This is a genomic window from Paenibacillus odorifer, from assembly GCF_000758725.1.
In the GTDB taxonomy this organism is placed as follows: Bacteria; Bacillota; Bacilli; order Paenibacillales; family Paenibacillaceae; genus Paenibacillus_AQ; species Paenibacillus_AQ odorifer.
Genome location: NZ_CP009428.1, coordinates 6,735,914 through 6,758,597 on the forward strand (window position 1 = coordinate 6,735,914; position 22,684 = coordinate 6,758,597).

Here is a 22,684-nt window from a genome sequence, read left to right on the forward strand (position 1 = left end):
ATAATAAGTAGATTTAAAATTATAGAATAACATTGTAAATAAATGGGTTATTAGGGTATCTAAAGAATCAATGGATGTCATTAGGTTTGGGTTAACAATTTTATCTAAAAGCATCTTTCTTCTAGATAAAAATAATATAAAGGAGGTTTACATATGTCGAGTGAAAATCAATTCAAAACTCGCTCCGTGAACGACGACAAGGATCTATGGACAGAATTATTTGATCAGGTAGAAACATTGGAAAATCGTGACGAAATGGCCTGCATTAATCTTTGTTGCTGGAATTGTTGTTTCCAAATTTGAGTCGATGAAAAAAGCCGTTCTCTGCGGCTTTTTTTTACGAATAATTCTTTAATACCCAATATAAGTGATTCACAATAAATTATACAATTAAACAATATTTTTTAATAATTCCAAAATTGTATAGAGGTGAAAATATCATGATAGTAAATAAATACCATTTAAGATATGAGTTTGATGAAAAAAACCTTGTTATCAATACTTTGACAGGTGCTGTAGATTTTTTCTCTGCAGAAATGCTTGATTTACTGGATTCAGCAGAGAGTTGGGAACTATCTAATTACCCGCCTGAGCTTAAAGAAGACGATATCGAGTTCTTATTGAGGAGAGGCTACATTTTTGAGAATAATGAAGATAAGGAGCGACGATTAAACCAAGCATCACAAATCATGAATTATGATCAATTCATGCATTATATTATTTGTCCGACTTATGCCTGCAATTTTCGTTGTACATATTGCTTTGAAGATCATTTGCTTCATGAGAGTACACGCTTCATTACCGAAGAACAAATAGAGCATGCGTTTTCCGCAATTGATATTCTGCATAAAGAAAGCGGAATGGACAAAGGATTAATTAACCTATTCGGAGGTGAGCCCCTCTTACCTCCCGCCAAGAACATGGTAGAAAAAATCTGCGAAGAAGCGGAAAAACGAAATTTTATAATCGGTTGTAATACAAATGGTTATCACTTGAAAGCTTACGCCGACATTTTAGAACGCTTTCGCGATTGTTTAAGTGTTATGGTTTCTGTCGATGGCCCTGAGGAAATACATGATAGTCGGCGCTTTTTATCTGGAGGACAGGGTACATTTCAACGGATACACCAAGGCGTTAATGAATTATTAAACCGTAACATCCCTGTTATGATCCGGATTAATATAGATCAAACTAATATTAAAACTGTACCTGAGTTAATAAAGTACTATCATCAATGCGGCTTCTTCGGGCATCCTTCCTTCTCAATAACCTTTGCTCCTGTAACAGATCATACTTGTCTAGGTCTGAGTTCTACTTTGATGAAAGGTTATGAGATTGCAAAGTCTTTAATCCGACACGTCCCTAACTTTACAGAACTTGAAAAACAAAAGAAGATCGGCCTTAGTCCTGAAATGTTCCGTTTCTTCCGGACAGGCATGTTACTTGATCCTGAATTACAAGATAGAGTTGGGATTATTTCGCCACAACTTGTCTACTGTGAGGCTACTGAAGGAAAAACCTATGCTTTTGGACCTGATAATAATATGTATGCATGTCCGGATTTAGTGGGAAAATCAGAATATCGCATCGGCCAGTTCTCCCCTGTTTTTACGAAGGAACCCGTTTTTGACCAATGGAGAAATTTTAATGTTCTACAAATACCCAAATGCAAAGACTGCTCTGCAGCAATGATTTGCGGCGGCGGCTGCGCTGCACAAGCTTTATCAACATACGGAGATCTGGACCTTCCTTGTTGTCCGGATGCAAAGAACATGCTTGGTCAATATCTACACGAATTGCAGGAGGAAGCTGCACAATACGAGGAGGTTAAATCATGATCAAAAGCACATATAATTCTATTCATCCTATTAACAATGGGAATTATATCTTGATTAATTCTCTTAGTGGAGCAGTAGATGTAGTGGATGGTCTAGTAAAGGAACGGCTAGATCGGATTGAACAGACTAATCTGCAACGAGATAATCAAAATGAGGTTGAACTACTTACTTTTTTCAAAAAAAGAGGGTATATCTTTCATAGCCTTGCAGAAGAACAACAAATACTTTTTAAAGTTAAAGATGCAATGGAAAAAATGACGGCAAAGAGTAAATGGGGTATGACCTTCAATGTTTGTACAACATATGCTTGTAATCTAAGGTGCCCCTATTGCTATCAAGGCCATCAAATTCATGACCATAATCATGCATTAGACTCAGATGAAATAACCAAAATGTTCGAAGCTATTACTCAAATTATTAAAATGGAAGAAAATCGTGGCCGCTTCATAGGAGCACAACATCGTATGGTTTTATATGGAGGAGAACCACTTCTTCCGCAGACTAAAAATACAGTTAAAGAAGTGGTAGAACGTGCTGTTAATGAATATGGTTTCCGTATGTGCGCTATTACTAACGGGACATTCTTGCATCAATTTTTAGATATTTTTCAACCTTACCGTGACCAATGGGATTTCTTTCAAATTTCACTTGACGGCCCCAAAGCTGTTCACGATAAACGGCGTATCATGGCTGGTGGACAAGGAACATTTGATCGTATAGTCCAAAATATTGATATGGCCCTGGAACGAGGCTTTGCCGTTGCTACTAGGACAAATGTTAACAAAGAAAATCTGGGTCATCTGGTCGAACTGGCTAATTTCATTGAACAAAAGGGCTGGAATAAGTTCCCCCACTTTGGTTGGCAAGTCACGCCTGTTACTAATCACTTCAGTGAACCAATGCCCGACCACTTACCTGAACATGAACTGTTGATAGCCCTATATGAAATGTTCGGCGACTTGGATTCTTTTATTGATAAATACAACGCAAGACTGGGATCAGTGATAAACATGCGCACCTCACGAATTAGAAACACGATCCGATCTTTTGATTGGAGCAGGATGGACGATATGGATGCTTGTACTTCCTCGGGGGTCACTAGTGTTCCACATTTTAAAGAATGCAGCGCGCGCGAACAACGTTTCTATTCATTTGGGACAGAAGGACTTATCTATGCCTGTCCCGACTCTGTAGGCCGTGCAGAGACCGCCGTTGGATCATTTTTCCCAAAATATGAGCTGAATTCTGAAGCTCATCAGCAATGGGACCGGGGAATTACAGATTCCAAGGAATGCACGGAATGCTCTATCTCTCTCTTTTGTGGTGGTGGTTGTGCTTATGCCAATTTAATGAGGAATGGAGATATTACAAAGCCCTATTGTAATTATGCCAATGAAACAATAGATGTTTATATCAAACATAATAAACACCTTTTCGAAGAATTGGGTACCGTCTAAAGAAAGAGGGGGATAATTATGAATGCGATAGCAGCAACAAAATATCCCCAATTGATACCCTATATTATCCATGAAATGGATGTTTGGGAAGAGGGGGCTCGCTATTTAGTTCACTTTGACAATGGTCTACAAATGAAAGTAACAGAAAAGATTTTAACCATTTTTAACTGTATGGACGGAAAAAAGTCGCTTTTAGAGATTTCTGAGCAATTATTAGAGAAATATGAAGTTGCCCCACGCTTAGAAGAGCTACAATATTTATTAGAACATCTTCTAACTGAGAAGGGTATCGTTGTAGGGAGCGAAAAAATAGCAGAACATTCCTCGGCCATCCGTTTTCGTACTCCACTATTAAATGCAAGCCGACTGGAAGGCTGTTCCCAACCCTTTCAGCATCTTTTTTCTTTAAAAGGTATTTGTATTTTTGGAGTTCTTATGAGTATTGCCCTCTACAACTACATAATAAATTTAAGTCTTTCTGCAAATAAAGCAGATTTAGGCTCTTATCTTTTTTGGATTATTACTTTTTTCATGATTTTGTTTTCGGCTATATTCCATGAATTTGGGCATACAGTGGCGGCTTTTAAATATAATGTTAAACCAAGAGATATGGGGATCGGATTGTTTTTTTTAGCCCCTGTTCTTTTCGTGGATTTGAGTGATGCTTGGAAAGCAAGTAGAAAAGAGCGAGTAGTGATCGACCTTGGAGGTATATATTTTCAATTATGGATATTTATTATATATGAATTATCATCTATAATAACAGGGAGCAATATACTATTTACTGCCAACCATTTTATTTTGCTTTCCATTATTAGCAATCTAAATCCATTATTACGTCTTGATGGTTTCTGGGTACTTACAGATATCCTCGGAATTCCCAACCTGCATACTAGAACTTTTACATTGGTAAAACAAGGATTATTGGGATATGTATGTAGGAAACGACTTTTCCGCGAGAAATTTAGATTAAATATTATCAATATGAGCAGTACTTACAAGAAAGTGTTTTTAGCGTATTCCTCTTTATACTTAATTGTTTTCAGCATTGCTTTAATGTATATGTTACGTTTTATTTTTTCATTTACTTCCCTCTTTCATTCTTGGAACTGGACAAACTTCAAAGGCCTTTTGATAGTGATTGTGATATTAATTCTTCATTTCACCATATTACTTATTAAAAAAATTAACAGAAAGAAGGAAAATTCAGTTGATTGTAGAACAACCGATTCTGGCCATCCAAAATCTTAACAAAGAGTACGAATCCGAAGCCGGCATAATATCTGTTCTTAAGGGAATAAATCTGAAGTTTTACAAAAGTGAGATTGTAAGCATTATGGGACCCAGCGGCAGCGGAAAATCAACCCTGCTTGGGATTATGGGATCCCTAGATAAGCCTAGTACAGGGAAAATCGCACTTGAGGGTAAGTCAATCGAATCTTTATCTGAAGAAAAACTTTCTGATTATCGCGCACAAAAAATTGGGTTTGTTTTTCAATCCTTCAATCTAATCTCTACAATGACCGCTCTTGAAAATGTAATGCTTCCCATGTTCTGCATCAAAGGCACCCGACATAGTGAAATACGTAAAAAAGCAGAAGAAATGTTGAAGCTTGTGGGGATGGGCGATCGGATGAAGCACCTGCCTAATCAACTATCCGGCGGACAACAGCAACGTGTCGCTATTGCAAGAGCTCTGATTAATAAGCCCTCTCTAGTCATTGCTGACGAGCCAACCGGCAATTTAGATCGTGATTCCGGACAGAAAGTTCTTGACCTTATCTTCCGCTTAAAACAGCAAATGAGAATGACCTTCATTATTGCTACCCATGATCCAGAGGTTGCTTCAAAATCCGACCGAGTGATTTACATTAGAGATGGAAGGGTTGAAACTGAGGATCCTTGTCTGAGTAAAGGAAGGTGAATATCTGATGATATGGCTGAGCTCTGCCGGGAGAAGTTTATTACGTAACAAATTAAGAACAATTTTCACTATATTGTCTCTCATTATTGGAAGTGCAAGTTTCTTTAGTATGTTCCTATTATCTGAATTGGCGCCACGTTCTATTGAGAATTCTGCCAAACTGCTATTAGGTGGGGATGTATTAGTCCAGTCCTACCTTAAGCCACTACAGAGCAATATAGTGAATGATATATTCCAAGACATGGGAGAAATCGACAGCCATTCATCTTCATATGTCGGACAGAGCATGGTGCAATCCAAAAATAAAACAACAAGCGTGATCTTGAAGGGAATTGATACGAAGACTTACCCTTATTATGGGGAAAATCAATATCCTGGCATCCGTTCACTTCAAGCAAATGAGGTCCTTCTTGCTGATAATGCAGCAGATCGCCTACAGGTAAAGGTTGGAGAAAAAATTTGGTTGCCGAGCGCGTCTGATGGAAGTCTGCATGAGTACAAGGTAAAAGGATTAGTACTTAATGTTCAAGAGTCTTACGGAGATGCGGATATTTTTGGAGCTGCTTATCTTCCGTTGAATGAAGCAGCTAATCTGCTAAACGCTCCAGCCGGAAGCACAAATGAAATTCTTATCCATTGGAAAGCGGGCACACCAAAGACTTCTTGGCAAGCAGAACTTGAGAAGCATCTGCCAAGTGCTACACTAACGGACACGAAAGAGCGGACAGACGAAAGCTTGGCTCAAGCCAAGACCCTTCTTTTACTTTTACAATTGTTCAGTCTGCTTGCACTGGGAATCAGCGCTTTGACAGTTTCAAATACAATGAAGCAGGCAATGAGCACTAGAATGCGCGATATTGCAGTTATGAAGGCAATAGGTGTACGCTCTCGCTCAGTTGCCGGTACCTTTTTAACAGAAGGTATTCTTATCGGGACGATAGGAACTATTACTGGAATAGTAACAGGTCTTCTAGTGAGTACTTGGTTAACTTCTTACGTAGGCAAAATGTTAGCTATACCGTTGTCTTGGGAGTTTTCATGGAAAGTCACAATTGTTACCTTCGCAGTAGGAATGCTAATGGCACTGATATCAACATGGATTCCTCTAAAAGGAATGCTCATCGTCTCTCCTATGCAGCTATTGCTTGAAGGAAACCATCAGATCCCTTCTTATCGGGTACGCTTTTGGAAAAGAGGACTCTTATTATTACTGATTTCGCTAGTTGTAGCATTCTACTTACAAAAAACACTTTTTCTGGGTTCAACCGAATCCATTAGTTCTAGAGTCGTTCTATCTTTTTTAGGGATTCTACTGATTATTATATTGGTAAGTATATTTGTGAAGGTATGTTCTTCTGCTTTCTCTTTCATTTTCAGAGTGGTTGGAAGCATGAGGAAACTCATCTCTCCTCGTTGGTTTATCCCTTTTCATAATTTATCATCTGGAAGAAAACGATACGGACTATTGGCTCTTATCTTGAGTGTTGGTGTTGCATCAGCAGTATCAAGCGAACTTTTCGCTGATAACTTAACTCAGTCTGTCAGTCAACAGTTAGAGACCGAGGCCAAAGGAAATCTACTCATCACAAGCTCCTTAGTAGAGTCTGAAGCAGTCAAGGAAGCTTTTCAATCTCTCGATATTAAAAAGTGGACAGAGGGTGTCCAGATGAACGGTCTTTTAAGTTCAATTAACGGAAGTGAAGCAACTTCTCTTTTTCAGCAAAAGTCAGACGGGAATAAGTTCTTCGCTTCCAATAAATTGAGCATTGAAGGTGTTGACCCTTCACTTGCATCAAGGTCCTATTCCATTATTGGTGGACGTGACCTTATAGAAGATGATTCATCGCACAAGACCGCATTATTATTGGAAGATTATCAACAGTTGGGAATTAAGACAGGCGATACAGTTGAAGTTACAATGGGAGAAAAGAAGATTCCTTTCAAAATTGTTGGCTTTTTTGAATCAGGGTTCGTAAAAACAGTAGGTATGAGAACAACTAAAGATATATTGTCTAAATATGGGGCGCCTAACCGGGTAATGTTTTCTATTGACGGAGGGACCCTGACTACGGGTTTACTCTCTGAATTAAACGGTGTACTTCCAGCATCCGCTATGGCGTATTCAGTATCAAGTACAGCCTCCGAAAGCTTAAATTCAATGATACGTATGATAAGTGTATTCTTCTCTATAGTGACTTTATTTGCCTTCATTACAGCGATACTTACCATCGGGAATCAAATTGTGATAAGCCTTTTAAGAAAACGCAGAGAAATTGCAATCATCAAAGCAGTGGGAGTATCCAATGGTAAGACATTACGGTCAATCTTGTTAGAGAACTTTGTTTTATCTTTAGTCTCAGGAACTGCTGGTACAGGGATAGCTTTGTTGTTAACGACTGTAGCTCTAAAACTTATGTTCAAGTTACCTGTCCTGGTTGATGTTAAATGGGTGATTTATGGGATTGGCCTATGTGTTATAACCACACTCTCAGTGGCTTGGATAGCGGCGAGGCCTGCTCTGCTTACTAAACCTACGCAGCTCTTACAGACCAACCAGTTATGATCTAATAAGGCTCTAATGAATTGGTACTTAAATAGTTACTGTCCCTCTCTATTACGCAGAGAGGGATTTTTTTATACCTTGTCATAACTACGTTTGGTGTAAAAATACATTAATTTGTGATACGGTTCACAGTATTTTAATTGCCTCAATATAAAGCTCGATCCTCACTTCATTTCCGACTATAATTCCACCGGTTTCCAGAGGCGAGTTGAATTTCAAACCAAATTCATTACGATCAATACTGGCTGTTGAATGAAATCCTACACGTTCCCGTCCGCGTGGGTCCTTGTTTAGTCCTTCAAATACAGTATGAAAAGTAACAGATTGGGTTACTCCATGCAGAGTTAGATTGCCTGTAAGTTCATATTGCCGCTCACCAGCAAAGACGCAGTTGGTGCTTTGAAACGCAATGGTTGGATACTTGGCAGCATGAAGGAAGTCGTCGCCCCTCAAATGTTCATCTCGTTGCGCTTGGCGAGTTGTGATACTATTTGCGTCTATGGAAGCCTGAATACCCATAGTTGTTAACTCGTTGGGATCAAAACTTAAGATAGCCTGGAAACGCTCAAATACTCCTTTGATTTTATTAATCATTAAATGCGTCACCGAAAACTCGACGGAGCTGTGGTCCGGATCCACTTCCCATTTGATATTACTCATGAATAAATTCCACCTCTATAATAAGATTATGAGCAAGGTCACCCTATCTCCAAAACACTGCGCTACTCGCTATACCCCTAATATACAAAAACGCTACTGACAACGTTGTGTCAGTAGCGTTTTAGCATTTTTGCGGCTTCCTCGTAAATCCGATTTCAGAATGGTTCCCCATTGAATCCGTAATTCCTTTTACCCGAATATCCACCATCGCAATAAACATTGAGCTGTGTGTGAACAGTCATAATCTGCAACTAGTCGAATCTTTGCAACGATTCAAATAAACGCCTTAAGTTATTCAATAAGCTGTTTTTTTCCTCTAGAGTCCAGTCATCCAAAGCTTCATGCAAAATGCGTTCACGGGTGAGGCTAATCATTGCATTGATTTCCTCCCCGCTTTTCGTCAATTCAGACACACGAATGCGGGAATCTGCACTTGATGGATACGTATGAACCAACCCCGCGTTTTCTAACTTATCAATTTGCCGGCTAACACTCGAATAGTTTTTTCCCATCATGGCGGCCAAATCACCAACACTAGTCGGTTGGAGATGCACGATGCCCACAAAGACACGAAAGGTTGCTGCTTCCAAATTTACGCCAGCATTAGCAATCATCTTCTTATCACGGTCTGGCCTATTGATAATGGAAACTAAATCGATCAGTGCTTTAAAAATATCGTTTTCCATTTTATTTCACCCTTACAACAGGACGAGGCATTAGTGGGGCATTCCAAGCCTCTTCAATATCTTCTAGAGCGAACTCTTTTGTGGTAATTTTTATCTTCCCCTCGGCAGCCATTTCAAAGACACCTCTAACAGCAGATAGCATATCAGCTTTAGAAACACTCTTATCTCCGCTACCTACGAGTTCGATTGTTGATGAGCGTAAAAGAGATGAAGGTAAATGAATGCTTTCTTGGCCAGATGAAGTTCCAATGCTTACAAAACGAGTTGAACGATCCGTTTTCGCCTTAACAAGAGCTGACATGATAGCGAGTGCGCTGTCGCCCCAAAGATAATCCAATATAACATCAACACCTTCAGCAATAACTGGCATTAGGGCGTTTTCAAACATTTTTTGACCGTTGTCGGCTGTCATATCAAATGCAATAGCCTCATCAGCTTCAAGTGCTTGCAACTTCGATTCGTTGCGTCCTGTTACAATGACCTTCTTGGCCCCCAGACCCTTAGCAATCTGAACTGCTAAACTACCGGATGCACCAGTAGCGCCATTAATCAATACAGTTTGACCGGATTTAAAACCAGCTCGAAATACCAATGCAGCCCATGACGACATAGCAGGGTTGGCGATAGCGGCAGCAGTGAGATCATCAATACCATCTGGTAAACGGACAGTCAGCTTTTCGTTGACGATTGTTTGCTCAGCCAAACTGCCATATGGTGCAGTAGGCAGCGCAAAGTAAACACGAGACCCATCTTTCAAAGTTCCTACACCGTCGATACCGGCTACAATTGGAAAGTTAACTTCAGAAGAGTAGTGCATACCCATTGAACGGAACTTGCTAACTCGACTCAAGGCTGTGGCCGTAACGTTAATTATAACTAGCCCCTCTGTCCCAACGGGGGAATCAAAATGACCCATTACGGGAATCGTCCCCTTATCCTTTACGATTGCTGCCTTCATATTTACACCCTTCTTCCACCCCATATTATGTGCATATTGCACATAATAAAGTATAACACAAATTATGTGCAATATGCACATTTTATTTGGAATCCATATCCGGACGCAAGTCCATTAGCTTATTTCCAAAAGAAACGGCTGGTCAGGTTCCCCTGATCCAGCCGTTTTTTGATTACTTTAATATTACATTATCGATTAGTACTGCCGTATCGTAGATACTATCTCCTTGATCCCAAACATGGAACCGAAGGACAATGGAGCCCTTGCCGGCAAATTGGCTTACATCAAATTGTACATGCTTCCAATTCGTCATGTATGTTGTATGATCCCCGCCGTAGAAATCAATCGCTACTTTGTTCTCTTCAATCCAATAGGCCGTGGATTCATTAATCGATTCAGCCCCGATAATAACAGAATCATTGCCATAGACACTGGACGTCACTGTATTGCCGCCATTCATGTGAGAAGTAATGAGGGAAGCCGTATTAATGTATACACTGGAAGTTACCGTTGCTCTGAAGGTGTCATTGAATTTGCTTCCAACGAATTCCTTAGGCTCCTCAGAAATGAAATTGTAATCAAACGATAGGGTTGTTGCACCCGCTGGAACAATGAAACTTTGCTCGATATAACTATCTGAATTGTAGTCATATCCTCCTTGATCATTGTTTTCATACCCAAGGCCAGTGCTGATAATAGCCATGTAGTTCCCCTCTGGCGGTTTAAGCGGTCCCAGCTTGGAGATCACCCGAACATCGCCGTTTCCATTCCAGCCGGTCCAAGTTCCGTTTTCAAAGGTTCCGTTGATGACCCCTTCGGTCTTAGTGCCAATGCTGCTTCCTTTCATGAAGAATGCCGCCAACCCATCGTTTGCTCCATGGGCAGCCACTGCTGCTTGAAAGGCTTTTTCGGTTGTCATGTTCTCATCGTTTAAAGCGGTAAATACGGATTTAGCAATAGCTTGATCATATGCAAGCTTTACATAATCGGTATATCCATAATAAGTGCCAGCACCATTGTTGATGAAGGCATCTGCCATGGAATCGTTGTACGCGCTGCGGCAGCTGCCATTATATACGATGGTATCAGGAAGCATATCGTTGTACCGTGTAATAAAAGACGGTGTAATAGCATAATAACCGGATATAATAGCCAATCTTCCCTTTTTCAAGTCCAACTCATAGGTCTTTTTGCTCTCTGTCGTTGCCTTTTCTCCTGTCAGGAACATGACTTGCGGTCCAGCGTATTTGAAATCAATGCCGTATTTATTATGGAGCTTCTGTAGCACTATTTCATCATAATAAGTATCTCCGTGGGTATCCAAGACCACGACGCCATACTGATTCAGTCCTTTAAAGAAATTCACGCCCGCTGCGGTGTCCTTTACTCTTTCCACAAGGAAAGGGTAACTCGACTGGTCAAAGCTGTGATATACAGCGTCATAAACAGTCGAAGATGGAAGTGTGCCGGAGAACGGAGAAATTACAGCAACCCGCTGGCTTCCTATGGTGGCTACAGTTTGTTCCACATTTTGCGTTAGCGCCTCAGCCGCCAATGCAGTACTGGACGCAGCCTCTTCTACGGTGCTGCTTAACCCTTTTGTATTCTCAGGAGCTGCGGATATCCCCCCTAGAATCCCGTTGTCCAGCAAATACCAGATGCTTCCTCCTTCACCCGAAATTCCAGCATGCTCTACTTCTGCTTGGGTTTGGAGCCAAGCCACAGTTTCTTCCTTTGCTTTTTGCAAATTACCATATGAAGTAGCCAGTTGATCAAGCTTACTCTGTGTATTATTTTCAATGATTTCCGTTTGTGCAAGCTGTTCATCCGTAAGATGCTTCATTACAGATAATTTAAAAACTGTGCTGCTTGGCACATCTCCCACAAACGCCTGCAGATTTATGTAACCCTCCGTACTTTCAGTCAATACTGCTTTGCCACTGTACAGCCCGTCTGCCTCAAGACTGTCTCCATGGGCTTCCAAACCGTCATCGTACAACGAAATGATTTGGGAAATCACTTTGCCGCTGTCATCTACTTGATAGACACTAGCGATTACCGTTCCTGCCGCATTAATCGATGAGCGGAATATAACTTCTGTTGGCTCTTCCACATAAATGGCATCTGAACTCTCCCCCTTCACCACAACCTGGAGAGCATTTGCCGGTGCCGGGGTTGCCGGTGTCGGTGTCGATGTTGGTGTTGGTGTTGGTGTTGGTGTCACTGGTGCTGGGGTTGCCGGTGCTGGGGTTGCCGATGCTGGCGTTCCCGGACCTGAAGCTCCCGGCGCTGGTGCTGTCACAGATGTCCCGCGGTCAGTTGTTGCCGGGGTGGCAGTCGGTGTTACCTCAGGACTCTTGCCCTTATTAACCTCTTCAGCCAGAAGCTGTTTGGATTTCTCGACATATACTGACTTATTGGTTTTGAACTCATAAGCCAGACGAGCCAGAGCTTGGCGCTCCGCATGCTCTTTGGGTTTGAATTTCAGGGTGCCGTCACTGCCTTGGACCCCGTTGATGAAACCATTTTTAAAGGCAAGGGATACTTGCGCTTTTGCCCATTCGGACACCTCTGAGATATCTGACAGCTTGCTATCAACCGGGAGCTTCTTCGCTGTTTCATCCAATTCGAAAGCTCGGATGAAAAATACGACCAGCTCTTCACGGGTGACATTTGCATTAGGACTGAAGGTGGTCGCCGATGTCCCCTCCGTAATGCCTGCCTTTACCAATGCACCTACATAACCGCGATACCAACTGTTCGCGGCAACGTCTTTAAACGGTGCGGCTTGATCAGCATTTGCTTCTAGACCCAACGACAGGACTATGATTTTCGCCAGTTCGGCACGTGACATAGCCTTTTTCGGTTTAAAAGAGTTATCTTCATACCCTGAGATTATTCCTGCTTCAGTTAATGAATGAATCTCCTTTTGCGCATAAGAGCCTGTGATGTCTTTGAACTGTGCGGCCTCACCAAACACCATATGTGGCGTAAGAGTGCTTACTAATAGGGCAAACACAATCATCAGACTGAGTTTACGGCGTGCTGCTTGGAATAACATTGTTTCTTCCCCCTTCTTACTCTAAAAATATCAATGAGTCTGTCGTCCTAGTGAGTTCCAAGGATGGCATTTTACACCATTATTCGACAACTTCTTGATTCTACAATAGGACCAGGGTAATTTACAATGTCTATTACATAAAAAAAATAGATATATTTGTAGACTGGAGATTAAATGGCATAAAAAAAAGACCATCGAGTATAAGCTTGGATTGATGGCGATTTAATCTTTTATCGTATTATTCTTCACATGCACCAATATTTTACAATGATAAGCTTAACAATGTATACCTTATGACATTTTAGGAGGTAGTATAATGAGCAAGTACGACGAAGCCATGAAGCTGCTGGAAGAACAAGTGGGTAACAAGGACGGCCTGATTACTCTGTCTACCATCGCGCTGGAACCCGGGACCAATGGTATAAGCCGTCCCGCCGCCCGCATAGTGGACGCCTATTATGAGGACGGCGCGTTCTACACCGTCACTTATGCGACCTCAGGCAAAATGCGGCAGATCGCCCAGAACCCCGAAGTCGCCGTTTGTATCATCGTCGAAAACTTTACGGCCGATGGTATCGGTGAGAACCTGGGCTGGGTATGTGACGAGAATAACGCCGAGATGATGACTAAGTTGCGCACTATATTCGCCGATTGGTATAACGAAGCCAATAACGACGAAGACCCTAACACATGTCTGCTGCGCATTCGCCTGACAAAGGGCCTGTGGAATGACGCCCATAAAGGGATCAGAAATGAGATTGATTTTATCAATAAGACGGCAAATTAAGTGATCTATGTGATAGAACAGTCAGCAAAAAAGGTTCATCGCAGCAGTCCGCCGCGATGAACCTTTTCATAAGAACCAACTAAATGATAACAACTACATTAGAACTTTATAAAACCCGTAAGGCCTGGGAATTGACTTCCCGGAAATCCCGGAAAACCTGGAAATCCCGGATTTTCACCCTCTCCGCCTTCTCCGCTTCCTTCGTCAGGCAAGATAAGCTCATAAGTCACATTTTGTGCCGGTACTAAGTTCATAGCATACTCATCAATTTCCGGTGCCCCGTCTAACGCCTTCCATCCAATTCCAGTCACTCCTAATCCCCAGACAGATTTACTTGGAATCGTGAATTGTACGCCGAAACGATAGGTTTCCTCATTGATTAGCTTTTCTTCTTGTGTAAATGGATCAATGTAGATAAATTTCATTTTATACACATTTCTATAATAAATGAATTACATGAAAAAAAACGACTGACACCCTATTACAGTGTCCAGCCTCTTGTGCATCCAATTGTTATCTTCATTTATGTTAGCATAGCAACTTAACCCTCATCTGAAACTTAAAGAAAACTTTAACTTTAGCTTAAATAATGGGAAATAGAAATAGAGCGAAAATAATGTTCATCTAAAAAAAATAGCGGCGGAAGAGAGTTTATCTCTTCGCCGCTTACCGGAATACTCTGGATACAGGTCCATATTGAGAGGTGACTAATTATTATTTGAGCGTTTCATTTCGGTAGCCCCTCTCCCTAGTTAGAGCGTTTCAACCAATTTTTGAATCTTTGAGCGGGAAATTAAATATAAAGGACCCATTGTTTCGATTTTGCCGTCCTTTACACGTATAGCGCTCTCCTGTTCTGCCGCATAAACATCGATCTCTTCAGACAAGGGGAACAGATAGCCTTGAACAAACGTGGTGTAGCCACGCTTAGAATGGGATTCATAGGCAAAATGATCAAAGCCAATCCCCTCATAAATCGTACTTGTTTCAACTTCATGACCAGTGTCATTCAAGCTTAACCATTGAGCAGACATGTTTAGCGCACCGGCGCTGGCACCCAGTATAACGGCATCGCTATTTTTAATAACATCCGATAATTCATAATCCGCCAAAAAATCCTTCTGCAAAACAGGATACCCGCCGCATAAAAAAATGACAGAAGCGTTCTGAATGAACCTCTGGGCATCCTCCTTCTGCATGCGGTAATCAATGAAATGATATTCATCAAAAATAATGTTAGCCTGATTCAGCCATGTCCATTCAGAGATATCATCAAAGTTAATTGGCTCTTCTGTGTAACCAGACGGGTCAGCGCTAATCATAACAAGCGATTGTCTGTCTTGTATATCCTCATGCAAACAATGGACCAGCTTCTCTGGAAAAAAATGATTAAACCAACTGAAATAGTAGTAAGTACTCAAACTTAATTACCTCCATATGTATTAATTAGCCTCTTTAAAGTGGTTCAATTTAGCTTCAGCCGTCAGCATGGCGCCGTTAAGAATAAGATTATTCCCGTCATTGTGGGCCCTCGTTCTAAAATATAGGCTGCGCACAAAATTTTTCCCGTTTACTCTGGCAATTCTCGGCGCGCGCGTATCCGGCCATTCCGTACACAGCGACAAGCTATGAATCCAGTCGGCAATCTCCTGCTGCGGAAGCAGTGCTTCGCTAATCATCGTATCCACAATGCTGGCCATGCGCTCGTCTTCCTCCTCGTCAAATATCCGGACACCGTTATGCAGCATCCCTTTAATCGCCCCCAGCACCTCGCGCTGCACTGCATTATCGCTTTCCGGACAGCGGATCAGCTCCTCGAGGGCATCTGCCCCGTGAGCCGCGGCATGCGCCCAGCCTTCAACTGCCAGATAACCGCGCAGGTCCTTCTCCTCCTGGTAGTAGCGAAGCAGCGAATGCTTTAGATGCTGGAACTCATCCGGAGTCAAGAATGAATTATTCCTGTGCCGCTGTACAATAAGAACGATAGGCAGAACCGCAAACGCCCTGGTGAGTACGCTATGGTCATCTTCGCTTCCAATCTGATAGAACAGATGCCGGTCATCCATCAGGACAGCCAAAAGATGCTGCATTTCCGCACATGAGAACTTATTATCGCGCTTCAGCCATATGTGAAAAGTGGAATAGATCTGCTCACGGAGCTCCGATTCCGGATCGCCAATATGCCGCAGCATCAGATTGGTAAAGTCTTGTAACCTTTCTCCCTCACGCAGGATATAGCGTTCCTCCTCCAATCTTTGCAGCTTCCGTATCAGTTCTGTTCGTGTGTCCTCCGTACCCCATTCATTGAAATCATCGTCCAAAATACTGGCTTTCATTTAGTCGGTTCACTCCTAGCCTAGTTATAGCGGGCGTTATGGATTTCTCCCGCCGATATCCCTACTATAGAACACAATGACTGACACCAGGGCGTCAGTCATTGTAGGATAGAATCATATTTTGCATATATTGCTGCAGCTCCGCCCGTAATTCACGAGGCTCCAGCAGCTCGCACTCCTTGCCGAAGCTTAGAATGAATTTCAGCAGGCCCTCCTCATAAGGAAATGTATCCGAAACGAGATAGAAACCATCTTCACCCCGGCTAATCTTCTCTTTCTGAAAATACTCGGGAAGCTGCGCACCAATTCGTGAAGTGAATCTGAGCACAACCTGTATGTCCCGCTGCGAATAGCTGTGCTCAATGACCTCGGCGATTCGGTCATCGGGCAGCTCTCTTTTTACAAAAGGCGGTCCCTGCTTCAGTTGCTTGATCCGCACGAGCTTGAATCTGCGGTAGTCCCCTCTGACCCGGCAAAAGCCTATCACATACCAATCTCCATGGCGAAAGTCAATCCAGCTTGGCTCTACCGTTCGCTCCAGGTATTCCATATCCCTGTTGATATAGTCGAACACCAGCAGCCTGTTATCCGTGATGGCCTTGCTTATGATCCCAATGTATTCTTTAATTTCCTGCTCCATGCTGAAATGGGACATATCCAGAGTCAGTTTGTGCTTCTCGGGCTCCCGCTTATAGGTATGCTCAACCTTTAGCATAATGTCATTAAAAGCTTCGTTCCTGCCAAACAAGCCATGTAAATTCTTCATTACAGCTACAAACGTATGAGCTTCATCCCGGTTTAAAAAGAGGCCGCTTATATTATAGCTGTCCATAATATAGTATCCTCCGCCCTTGCCGCTGGACGAGGCAACCGGTATGCCGGCTTCTCCTAATTTTTCGATATCCCGGTAGATCGTCCGCAAGGATACCTCGAAATGCTCGGCAAGCTCCTTGCCCGTTACCGTACCTTTACCGGAGATGATAAGCAGCATGGAGAGCAATCGGTCAACTCGCATGATTGTGTGTGACGTCGGGTAACGTCTCCTCCTCTGGGTGAAGTAAGTGAATCATATACTCTCTTGCTTTAATGCATCAATAATATTCTCCTTTTTTACTTTAGCTCCGGAATAAACAACCGCAGAGCTGACAATGACAAATACACACACAATGACAGACAGAATGCTCATCCAGGGCAGGGTGAACCCATAGCTGAATTTGTTCGCAAATGCTTTATAGATCAGAACCATCACGGCGAAACTGACAGGAAGCCCATACAAGAGCGACTTGACCCCATAAAAAACACTCTCATAGTTCAGCATTTTTGCAAACCCCTTTGGCGTCGCGCCTACGGATTTCAGCATCGCGAATTCCCGTTTGCGAAGAGCCAGCCCTGTTGAGATCGTATTAAAGATGTTCGCAACAGAAATCGCAGAGATTAATACGATAAAACCGTAAGAAAAGACCTTCATCAGCAGAATCTGTTGTTCTTCTCTTATTCTGAATTGATATACATTGTAGACATTCAGATTGGTCTCATTCATCGCTTCAATTTCCTGCTGCGTTTTCACCGGTTCCGTGCTTTTCAAATGGAGGTACATCGAAGCGTTAGCCAGCTCCTCGCCGTCTGCCAGCCGATTCATGACGCGTTCCGACACGATCATATTTAACCCGCCTACGCCTACCGGGCTCATCCCCATCGGTGCCTTATCCGTCAATGCGGCAAATATCACTTTATTTGCCTTCGTTTCTTCCCCGCTCGCTTTAATAAAACTCGTTAGCTCGATATGTTGTCCGATATTCGCATATATGGACTTCGTCTGAATATATTTCCCCGTATCTATATCTTTGTAATGAATCGTATCCATCACGATTGCGGCGGGATGATCCAGATCCGTAAGCTGTTCGTAATCTGCGCCAACCGCTCTGGCATAGGCTTGCAGGCTCGAATCATTCATTGCATATAGCTTAATTTCGTAAGGGTATTTCCCGTCTTGCAGCATACTCTTATCCTGCTTAACCTTCTCTTGCAACTCGTCGGCGATGCTTGCTGCATCGACCCAAGCGATCCCGACTAACTCATGACTCACGTTGTATTCCGTGACGCCAACAAGAGATACAAGCGATTGCATCAACCGGTCATCTAGTCTTTCGCCATTACTGGACGACACTTCAATATCGTAATTGATGCCTTCCAGCGACAATGCCAGAGATTGTGTCAGGCCAGTCGTGAAAAACGATATCGTCAAAAACAAAACGATGCTGATGACAAGCGAAAAAAGAATAACATGATGTCTTCGTTTGTTCCTTTTTAAGTTTTTCAGCCCGATTTCTGCTTCGATTCCAAAGAGCTTACGAATGATCTTCGACGTCTTCACTGCTTTGGCCGTAAGCTTTACGTCAGTGGTTTGGCGAATCGCGTCCACGGGAGATACCCTGGATGCTTTAACCGCCGGGAGATACGCCGAAACGAAAATCGTCAGCATCGAAACAAGACAAGTAATCAAGAGCAATAACGGCGTGACGATAAGCCTCAGCTTTTCACTAGTCCATAATGCCCCTTCAATCATTGTGTTCATGAACGAAAAGGCGATTCCGATTCCGGCAAGACCGCATAAGATGCCAATGGGAATGCTGATCAAACCAATGACGATACCTTCAAAAAATACGGAATTTCGCTTCTGCCTTTTCGTCGCCCCCACGCTCGCGAGCATCCCTAAATGGCGGGAACGTTCCGAGACGGATATCGCAAAAGCGTTATAGATGAGTCCAACCGAGCCAATTATAATAGTCCCTATAATGATTGCCGATAATGAGAACATCATGCTGGATGAGGCCCCGCTGCTGGACAAGCCATAATAACGAAGCAAATCGTCATTATATTGGACAGTGTCAATTTGGTTTTTCTCAGCCAGCTTCTCCGCATGTGCGAACAAGAACGGATTGACCCGCTGCAAGACCACCGACGCATCGACCCGATCGTCCCCCCCGATGATATGATCATCGACATAGCTAATGATCGTATAAGCCGGGGCCCAAGCCGTTTCCGACACCGGATGTTTAATGAAGCCTACCACCGTATAATCCCTAATTATGCTATGCTGTAATGTCTCGGTTAATGTGCCGTCTTTCCTGCGCAGCGGTTCCGTCTGATCCAGGGGATGATCGCCCCCTTGTTCGAATCGGTCGCCGACGCGAAGCGTTAGACGGTCGCCGATTTCGTACTTCACTTTGCCATTTGTTGCAACAGACTCGGAGATCACAACCTCCTTGTCCGTGTGCGGAAGGCGCCCCTTGCTTATTTCAATCTGAAATTGTGTGAACCCTTGCACATCATATTCCTTAATGAACAAGTACGGCTTATTGGAATTTTGTCCCCCTTCTAATGGGGCATACCCAAGGTCTCTTGTGATTGCAACCGTTTTGGTTGCATCATCGCCCTGTATCGCCGCAAGCTGTTTCTTGGTTATATCTTGATACTGAATATGCCACTCCCCTGTATCTGTGATAGTTTGTCTGATCATTAAATCCGCAAAGGAAAAAATAAGCGTAATGACAGCGGTCATCATGGATACCGAAATAATTACGCCAAAAATAGTCACAAGTGTTCGTCTCTTGTTCTGCTTCAGATGCCGGATGGTTAATGTATTGACAATATTCATCGCCTTATCACCTCGTTTTTGGCAATCCTCCCATCTTCAATCGAAATGATTCTGTCGGCTTGCAGGGCGATCCGTTCGTCATGCGTGATTACGATCAGTGTCTGATGATAGGTCTTATTCAGCATTTTCAATAAAACGACGATCTCAATGCTATTCCTGCTGTCCAGATTCCCGGTGGGTTCGTCGGCCAGCATGATCGCAGGATTGCCGATGATCGCCCTGCCAATCGAGACACGCTGCTGCTGTCCACCGGATAGCTGATTCGGCAGATGGTTTAATCGATGCTGCAAATTCAACGTATTCACAAGATCAGCCAATTGCTTTTGATCTACCTTTTGTTGATCCAGCAAGAGCGGCAGCGTAATATTCTCTTCCACCGTCAGGACGGGAATCAGATTGAAAAACTGGTAGATCAGCCCGATTTGCCTGCGTCTGAAGATGGCCAGCTGCGTTTCGTCCAAGGTATACGTATCCGTATCCTGAACATACACTTTCCCGCCAGTCGGTCGATCCACACCGCCCAGCATATGAAGGAGTGTCGATTTCCCCGATCCGGAAGGTCCGATAATTGCGACGAATTCACCTTTTTGGACCGAAAAGGAAACATCATCAAGCGCCTTCACCGCCGATTCGCCTGTGCCGTATATTTCGGACAAATTTTCAATTGTTAAAATCTCCATTGTCATCCCTCCTTCCCTAGATGCTCAATTCCAGGTATATACCATCTCTCTATATCCAACATCCCAAAGGGTTTCATTCCCCTCAATGGTTATCTTAAGCTCATTAGCCCCGGTGAGATAAAGGATCCTCATATCCGGCTCATGGAGCTGATCTTCTGCAGATACAGACAGGAGCTCATGCCCGTCAACGGTAACCTTAATGCTGCCCTGAAAATCCTTATGATCAGGAATTCCATAATTCAAGCTAAGATACAGATCTCCCTTATTACCTAGCGAATACGTATATGTTTCCTTCTTTTTACCTTCGATGCCATACACATTATATTGGGGTGTCACGTCTTGACCGCCAATCTTAAGACTGTTCTGTTTGGTTCCCGTTAATCGATTTCCGGTACTATCTTCCCATTCGTTTATCGCTACAAAAGGGGCCAACTCTTTGGTGAACACTTGATCAGCTACTCCTAAGACCCCCCACACGCCGAGCATTAAGACAGCACTGGCAATTCCCGTAGCAGTGATATTTCTCCAGTAGTTTTTTGTACGGAAGCCAATCTTGTACGCCCCGAATCCAATAGCAGCGCCCAATGAGTTCTTTATGACGTCGTTCGTGTCAAAGCTGCCGAGGAATGTTAGTGCCTGGATGGTCTCCACCACAAGAATGGACAGGATAAACCCTGTCATGAAGCGAACAAAGCTGGTGCGGTATAACAACGGAAACAGTATGCCAAAAGGTATGAAGGCTGCAATGTTTCCAATACCCACCAAGTCCATCAGTGTCGGATGTAGAAGATCGGAAAGACCCGGCACCCTAAAAAAATCGTCCGGCAAAAAAATAAAGGTGTACTGACTGGTTAGATCTACCTTATCCGCTCTGCCGAAAGCAAAAAACATAAAATAAAGAATAATCAGGGTGTAGCCTATGGTGATAAAAAAAGTAATCTTGCGCTGCTGCTTCATTTGCATGGTTGTACCTCCATCGTTCATCTGATGAATATCATTTTATCTGTCCAAAATGACTTTACAGTGACATTGGAGGTGACAGTTTAGTCACTTATGGAGTGCTGTTAAATCACATGCTTATAAAATTTGATCCGAAACTCTGTACCAGTCCCGCTGTCGCTCGTTACATCAATCACGCCGTTCTGGCTTGCAATGATGCTGTGAGCCATCGCAAGCCCTATACCGATGCTTCCTTCATTAGCATTCTTCCCTTTATAAAAACGTTTGAATATATAAGGCAAATCCTCTTTCGGAATGCCCTCTCCGTTGTCAGCAATAACGATTTCCGTAAATAGCACGTTGTCGGAAAATGTGATGGTAATCGCACCGCCCTCAGGTGTATGCTCCACTCCATTCTTCAAAATATTGATAACCGCTTCAGCAGTCCAATGGAAATCGCCGTCAAAAGAGACGTTGTCATCCCCTGTGATGGAAACGGTCTGTCCCTTAATATCCATCGGAATCATAACCGGATCCAGTGCATTTTGGATTAGGGTTTTCATGTGTATTCGATCTTTTTTGAACGGGATAGTTCCCGCATCCATTTTCGCTAGCTTTAATAAAGATGAAACAAGCCAATCGATCCGTTCAAGTTGAATGCGAATATGATGGGTGAACTTCGTTCTTTTGAGTGGAGGCAGATCAGGGGCGCTTAACAGATCTGCCATGACTGTCATAGAGGTGATCGGTGTTTTGAGTTGATGTGAAATATCGGAGATGGCATCGGTCAGTTGAAGCTTATCCTGCTGCAATAGAGAACGATGCTCGGAGAGCATGCGTGTCACCTTGTAAATATCATTCTTTAAGATGCTAAGCTCACCTTCTTGATTATCGCGAGGGTCAAGGGAGGCCTGGCCGCTGCTAATCTCCCGTAAATAGATGGACAGCTTCTCTAGCTCGTAATAGTGAACTGATCGATGTCTTCGGCGAGCACCTTTCGGGCTGAAGCGGCATTATGGCAGAGAACAGTCCAATAAACCTCTTGCTGCAGCGAATATTCCAGTCCCGACGCGATCGTCTTATCATCTTCAACTAATAATATTTTCATCTGAAGTTCATCCTTATGATTGATTTTAG

Annotated in this window: 17 protein-coding genes and 2 pseudogenes; 6 read left to right on the forward strand and 13 right to left on the reverse strand. The window is 42.9% G+C overall.

Annotated features, from left to right (window positions below; all coding sequences use genetic code 11):
* Positions 1-440 precede the first annotated feature (440 nt).
* The 5 genes from PODO_RS29425 to PODO_RS29445 are packed head-to-tail and all read left to right on the forward strand — an operon-like array spanning position 441 to position 7,782.
* On the forward strand, positions 441-1,838 hold the full coding sequence (locus tag PODO_RS29425; RefSeq protein WP_036682396.1) for a radical SAM/SPASM domain-containing protein: 1,398 nt from the start codon (positions 441-443) through the stop codon (positions 1,836-1,838).
* On the forward strand, positions 1,835-3,295 hold the full coding sequence (locus PODO_RS29430; protein ID WP_038573916.1) for a radical SAM/SPASM domain-containing protein: 1,461 nt from the start codon (positions 1,835-1,837) through the stop codon (positions 3,293-3,295). Before PODO_RS29425 ends, PODO_RS29430 begins: the two co-directional genes overlap by 4 nt.
* Before the next feature lie 18 nt (positions 3,296-3,313).
* Positions 3,314-4,546: a hypothetical protein gene (locus PODO_RS29435; RefSeq protein WP_052097394.1), complete on the forward strand. Its 1,233-nt coding sequence runs from the start codon at positions 3,314-3,316 to the stop codon at positions 4,544-4,546.
* Positions 4,506-5,219 carry an ABC transporter ATP-binding protein gene (locus tag PODO_RS29440; RefSeq protein WP_036682398.1) on the forward strand — a complete coding sequence of 238 codons (714 nt, stop codon included), beginning with the start codon at positions 4,506-4,508 and terminating at the stop codon, positions 5,217-5,219. Before PODO_RS29435 ends, PODO_RS29440 begins: the two co-directional genes overlap by 41 nt.
* A gap of 7 nt (positions 5,220-5,226) precedes the next feature.
* Entirely contained in the window at positions 5,227-7,782 is a 2,556-nt protein-coding gene (locus PODO_RS29445) for an FtsX-like permease family protein (RefSeq protein ID WP_051491238.1), read from the forward strand.
* Between the two features lie 126 nt (positions 7,783-7,908).
* Here PODO_RS29445 and PODO_RS29450 read toward each other — a convergent pair whose 3' ends face one another.
* From PODO_RS29450 to PODO_RS29465, 4 genes are all read right to left on the reverse strand, one after another.
* Complete coding sequence (locus PODO_RS29450; protein ID WP_036682399.1) at positions 7,909-8,442, reverse strand: YceI family protein; 534 nt, start codon at positions 8,440-8,442, stop codon at positions 7,909-7,911.
* A 251-nt stretch (positions 8,443-8,693) separates the two neighbouring features.
* Complete coding sequence (locus PODO_RS29455) at positions 8,694-9,128, reverse strand: MarR family winged helix-turn-helix transcriptional regulator (protein ID WP_036682401.1); 435 nt, start codon at positions 9,126-9,128, stop codon at positions 8,694-8,696.
* A gap of 1 nt (position 9,129) precedes the next feature.
* Entirely contained in the window at positions 9,130-10,086 is a 957-nt protein-coding gene (locus tag PODO_RS29460) for a quinone oxidoreductase family protein (RefSeq protein WP_038573919.1), read from the reverse strand.
* Positions 10,087-10,258: 172 nt separating this feature from the next.
* Positions 10,259-13,147 (reverse strand): S-layer homology domain-containing protein, encoded by a 2,889-nt coding sequence (locus PODO_RS29465; protein ID WP_038573921.1) that lies wholly within the window; start codon positions 13,145-13,147, stop codon positions 10,259-10,261.
* Positions 13,148-13,463: 316 nt separating this feature from the next.
* Here PODO_RS29465 and PODO_RS29470 point away from each other — a divergent pair, with 316 nt between their 5' ends.
* Positions 13,464-13,934: a pyridoxamine 5'-phosphate oxidase family protein gene (locus tag PODO_RS29470; RefSeq protein WP_036682406.1), complete on the forward strand. Its 471-nt coding sequence runs from the start codon at positions 13,464-13,466 to the stop codon at positions 13,932-13,934.
* 98 nt (positions 13,935-14,032) lie between these two features.
* Here the strand turns inward: PODO_RS29470 and PODO_RS29475 are convergent, their stop codons facing one another.
* From PODO_RS29475 to PODO_RS31390, 9 genes and pseudogenes are all read right to left on the reverse strand, one after another.
* Positions 14,033-14,359 carry a hypothetical protein gene (locus tag PODO_RS29475; protein ID WP_038573923.1) on the reverse strand — a complete coding sequence of 109 codons (327 nt, stop codon included), beginning with the start codon at positions 14,357-14,359 and terminating at the stop codon, positions 14,033-14,035.
* Positions 14,360-14,686: 327 nt separating this feature from the next.
* Entirely contained in the window at positions 14,687-15,355 is a 669-nt protein-coding gene (locus PODO_RS29480) for a type 1 glutamine amidotransferase family protein (RefSeq protein ID WP_038573925.1), read from the reverse strand.
* A 21-nt stretch (positions 15,356-15,376) separates the two neighbouring features.
* Positions 15,377-16,270, reverse strand: coding sequence for a DUF2785 domain-containing protein (locus PODO_RS29485; RefSeq protein WP_052097397.1), 894 nt, complete (start codon positions 16,268-16,270; stop codon positions 15,377-15,379).
* Positions 16,271-16,364: 94 nt separating this feature from the next.
* Positions 16,365-17,285 (reverse strand): helix-turn-helix transcriptional regulator, encoded by a 921-nt coding sequence (locus tag PODO_RS29490; RefSeq protein ID WP_038573927.1) that lies wholly within the window; start codon positions 17,283-17,285, stop codon positions 16,365-16,367.
* Positions 17,286-17,336: 51 nt separating this feature from the next.
* The gene (locus tag PODO_RS29495; RefSeq protein ID WP_038573929.1) at positions 17,337-19,928 is read right to left on the reverse strand and encodes an FtsX-like permease family protein; all 2,592 of its coding nucleotides are present in this window, start codon (positions 19,926-19,928) and stop codon (positions 17,337-17,339) included.
* Positions 19,925-20,608 (reverse strand): ABC transporter ATP-binding protein, encoded by a 684-nt coding sequence (locus tag PODO_RS29500; protein ID WP_038573931.1) that lies wholly within the window; start codon positions 20,606-20,608, stop codon positions 19,925-19,927. The genes PODO_RS29495 and PODO_RS29500 overlap by 4 nt, the downstream gene beginning before the upstream one ends.
* Before the next feature lie 24 nt (positions 20,609-20,632).
* A complete protein-coding gene (locus tag PODO_RS29505) occupies positions 20,633-21,571 on the reverse strand; it encodes a VanZ family protein (protein WP_038573933.1) in 939 nt (312 codons plus the stop codon).
* A 101-nt stretch (positions 21,572-21,672) separates the two neighbouring features.
* Positions 21,673-22,512: pseudogene (locus tag PODO_RS29510) on the reverse strand (sensor histidine kinase); the annotation flags it as partial.
* A pseudogene (locus PODO_RS31390) lies at positions 22,509-22,655 on the reverse strand (response regulator); the annotation flags it as partial. The pseudogenes PODO_RS31390 and PODO_RS29510, both read right to left, overlap by 4 nt.
* Between the last annotated feature and the right edge of the window lie 29 nt (positions 22,656-22,684).

Bases quoted from the DNA above. Each gene is read 5' to 3' on its own strand.
- PODO_RS29425 (WP_036682396.1), top strand. From the start codon at position 441: ATGATAGTAAATAAATACCATTTAAGATATGAGTTTGATGAAAAAAAC.
- PODO_RS29430 (WP_038573916.1), top strand. From the start codon at position 1,835: ATGATCAAAAGCACATATAATTCTATTCATCCTATTAACAATGGGAAT.
- PODO_RS29435 (WP_052097394.1), top strand. From the start codon at position 3,314: ATGAATGCGATAGCAGCAACAAAATATCCCCAATTGATACCCTATATT.
- PODO_RS29445 (WP_051491238.1), top strand. From the start codon at position 5,227: ATGATATGGCTGAGCTCTGCCGGGAGAAGTTTATTACGTAACAAATTA.
- PODO_RS29450 (WP_036682399.1), bottom strand. From the start codon at position 8,442: ATGAGTAATATCAAATGGGAAGTGGATCCGGACCACAGCTCCGTCGAG.
- PODO_RS29455 (WP_036682401.1), bottom strand. From the start codon at position 9,128: ATGGAAAACGATATTTTTAAAGCACTGATCGATTTAGTTTCCATTATC.
- PODO_RS29460 (WP_038573919.1), bottom strand. From the start codon at position 10,086: ATGAAGGCAGCAATCGTAAAGGATAAGGGGACGATTCCCGTAATGGGT.
- PODO_RS29465 (WP_038573921.1), bottom strand. From the start codon at position 13,147: ATGTTATTCCAAGCAGCACGCCGTAAACTCAGTCTGATGATTGTGTTT.
- PODO_RS29470 (WP_036682406.1), top strand. From the start codon at position 13,464: ATGAGCAAGTACGACGAAGCCATGAAGCTGCTGGAAGAACAAGTGGGT.
- PODO_RS29475 (WP_038573923.1), bottom strand. From the start codon at position 14,359: ATGAAATTTATCTACATTGATCCATTTACACAAGAAGAAAAGCTAATC.
- PODO_RS29485 (WP_052097397.1), bottom strand. From the start codon at position 16,270: ATGAAAGCCAGTATTTTGGACGATGATTTCAATGAATGGGGTACGGAG.
- PODO_RS29490 (WP_038573927.1), bottom strand. From the start codon at position 17,285: ATGCGAGTTGACCGATTGCTCTCCATGCTGCTTATCATCTCCGGTAAA.
- PODO_RS29495 (WP_038573929.1), bottom strand. From the start codon at position 19,928: ATGAATATTGTCAATACATTAACCATCCGGCATCTGAAGCAGAACAAG.
- PODO_RS29500 (WP_038573931.1), bottom strand. From the start codon at position 20,608: ATGGAGATTTTAACAATTGAAAATTTGTCCGAAATATACGGCACAGGC.
- PODO_RS29505 (WP_038573933.1), bottom strand. From the start codon at position 21,571: ATGCAAATGAAGCAGCAGCGCAAGATTACTTTTTTTATCACCATAGGC.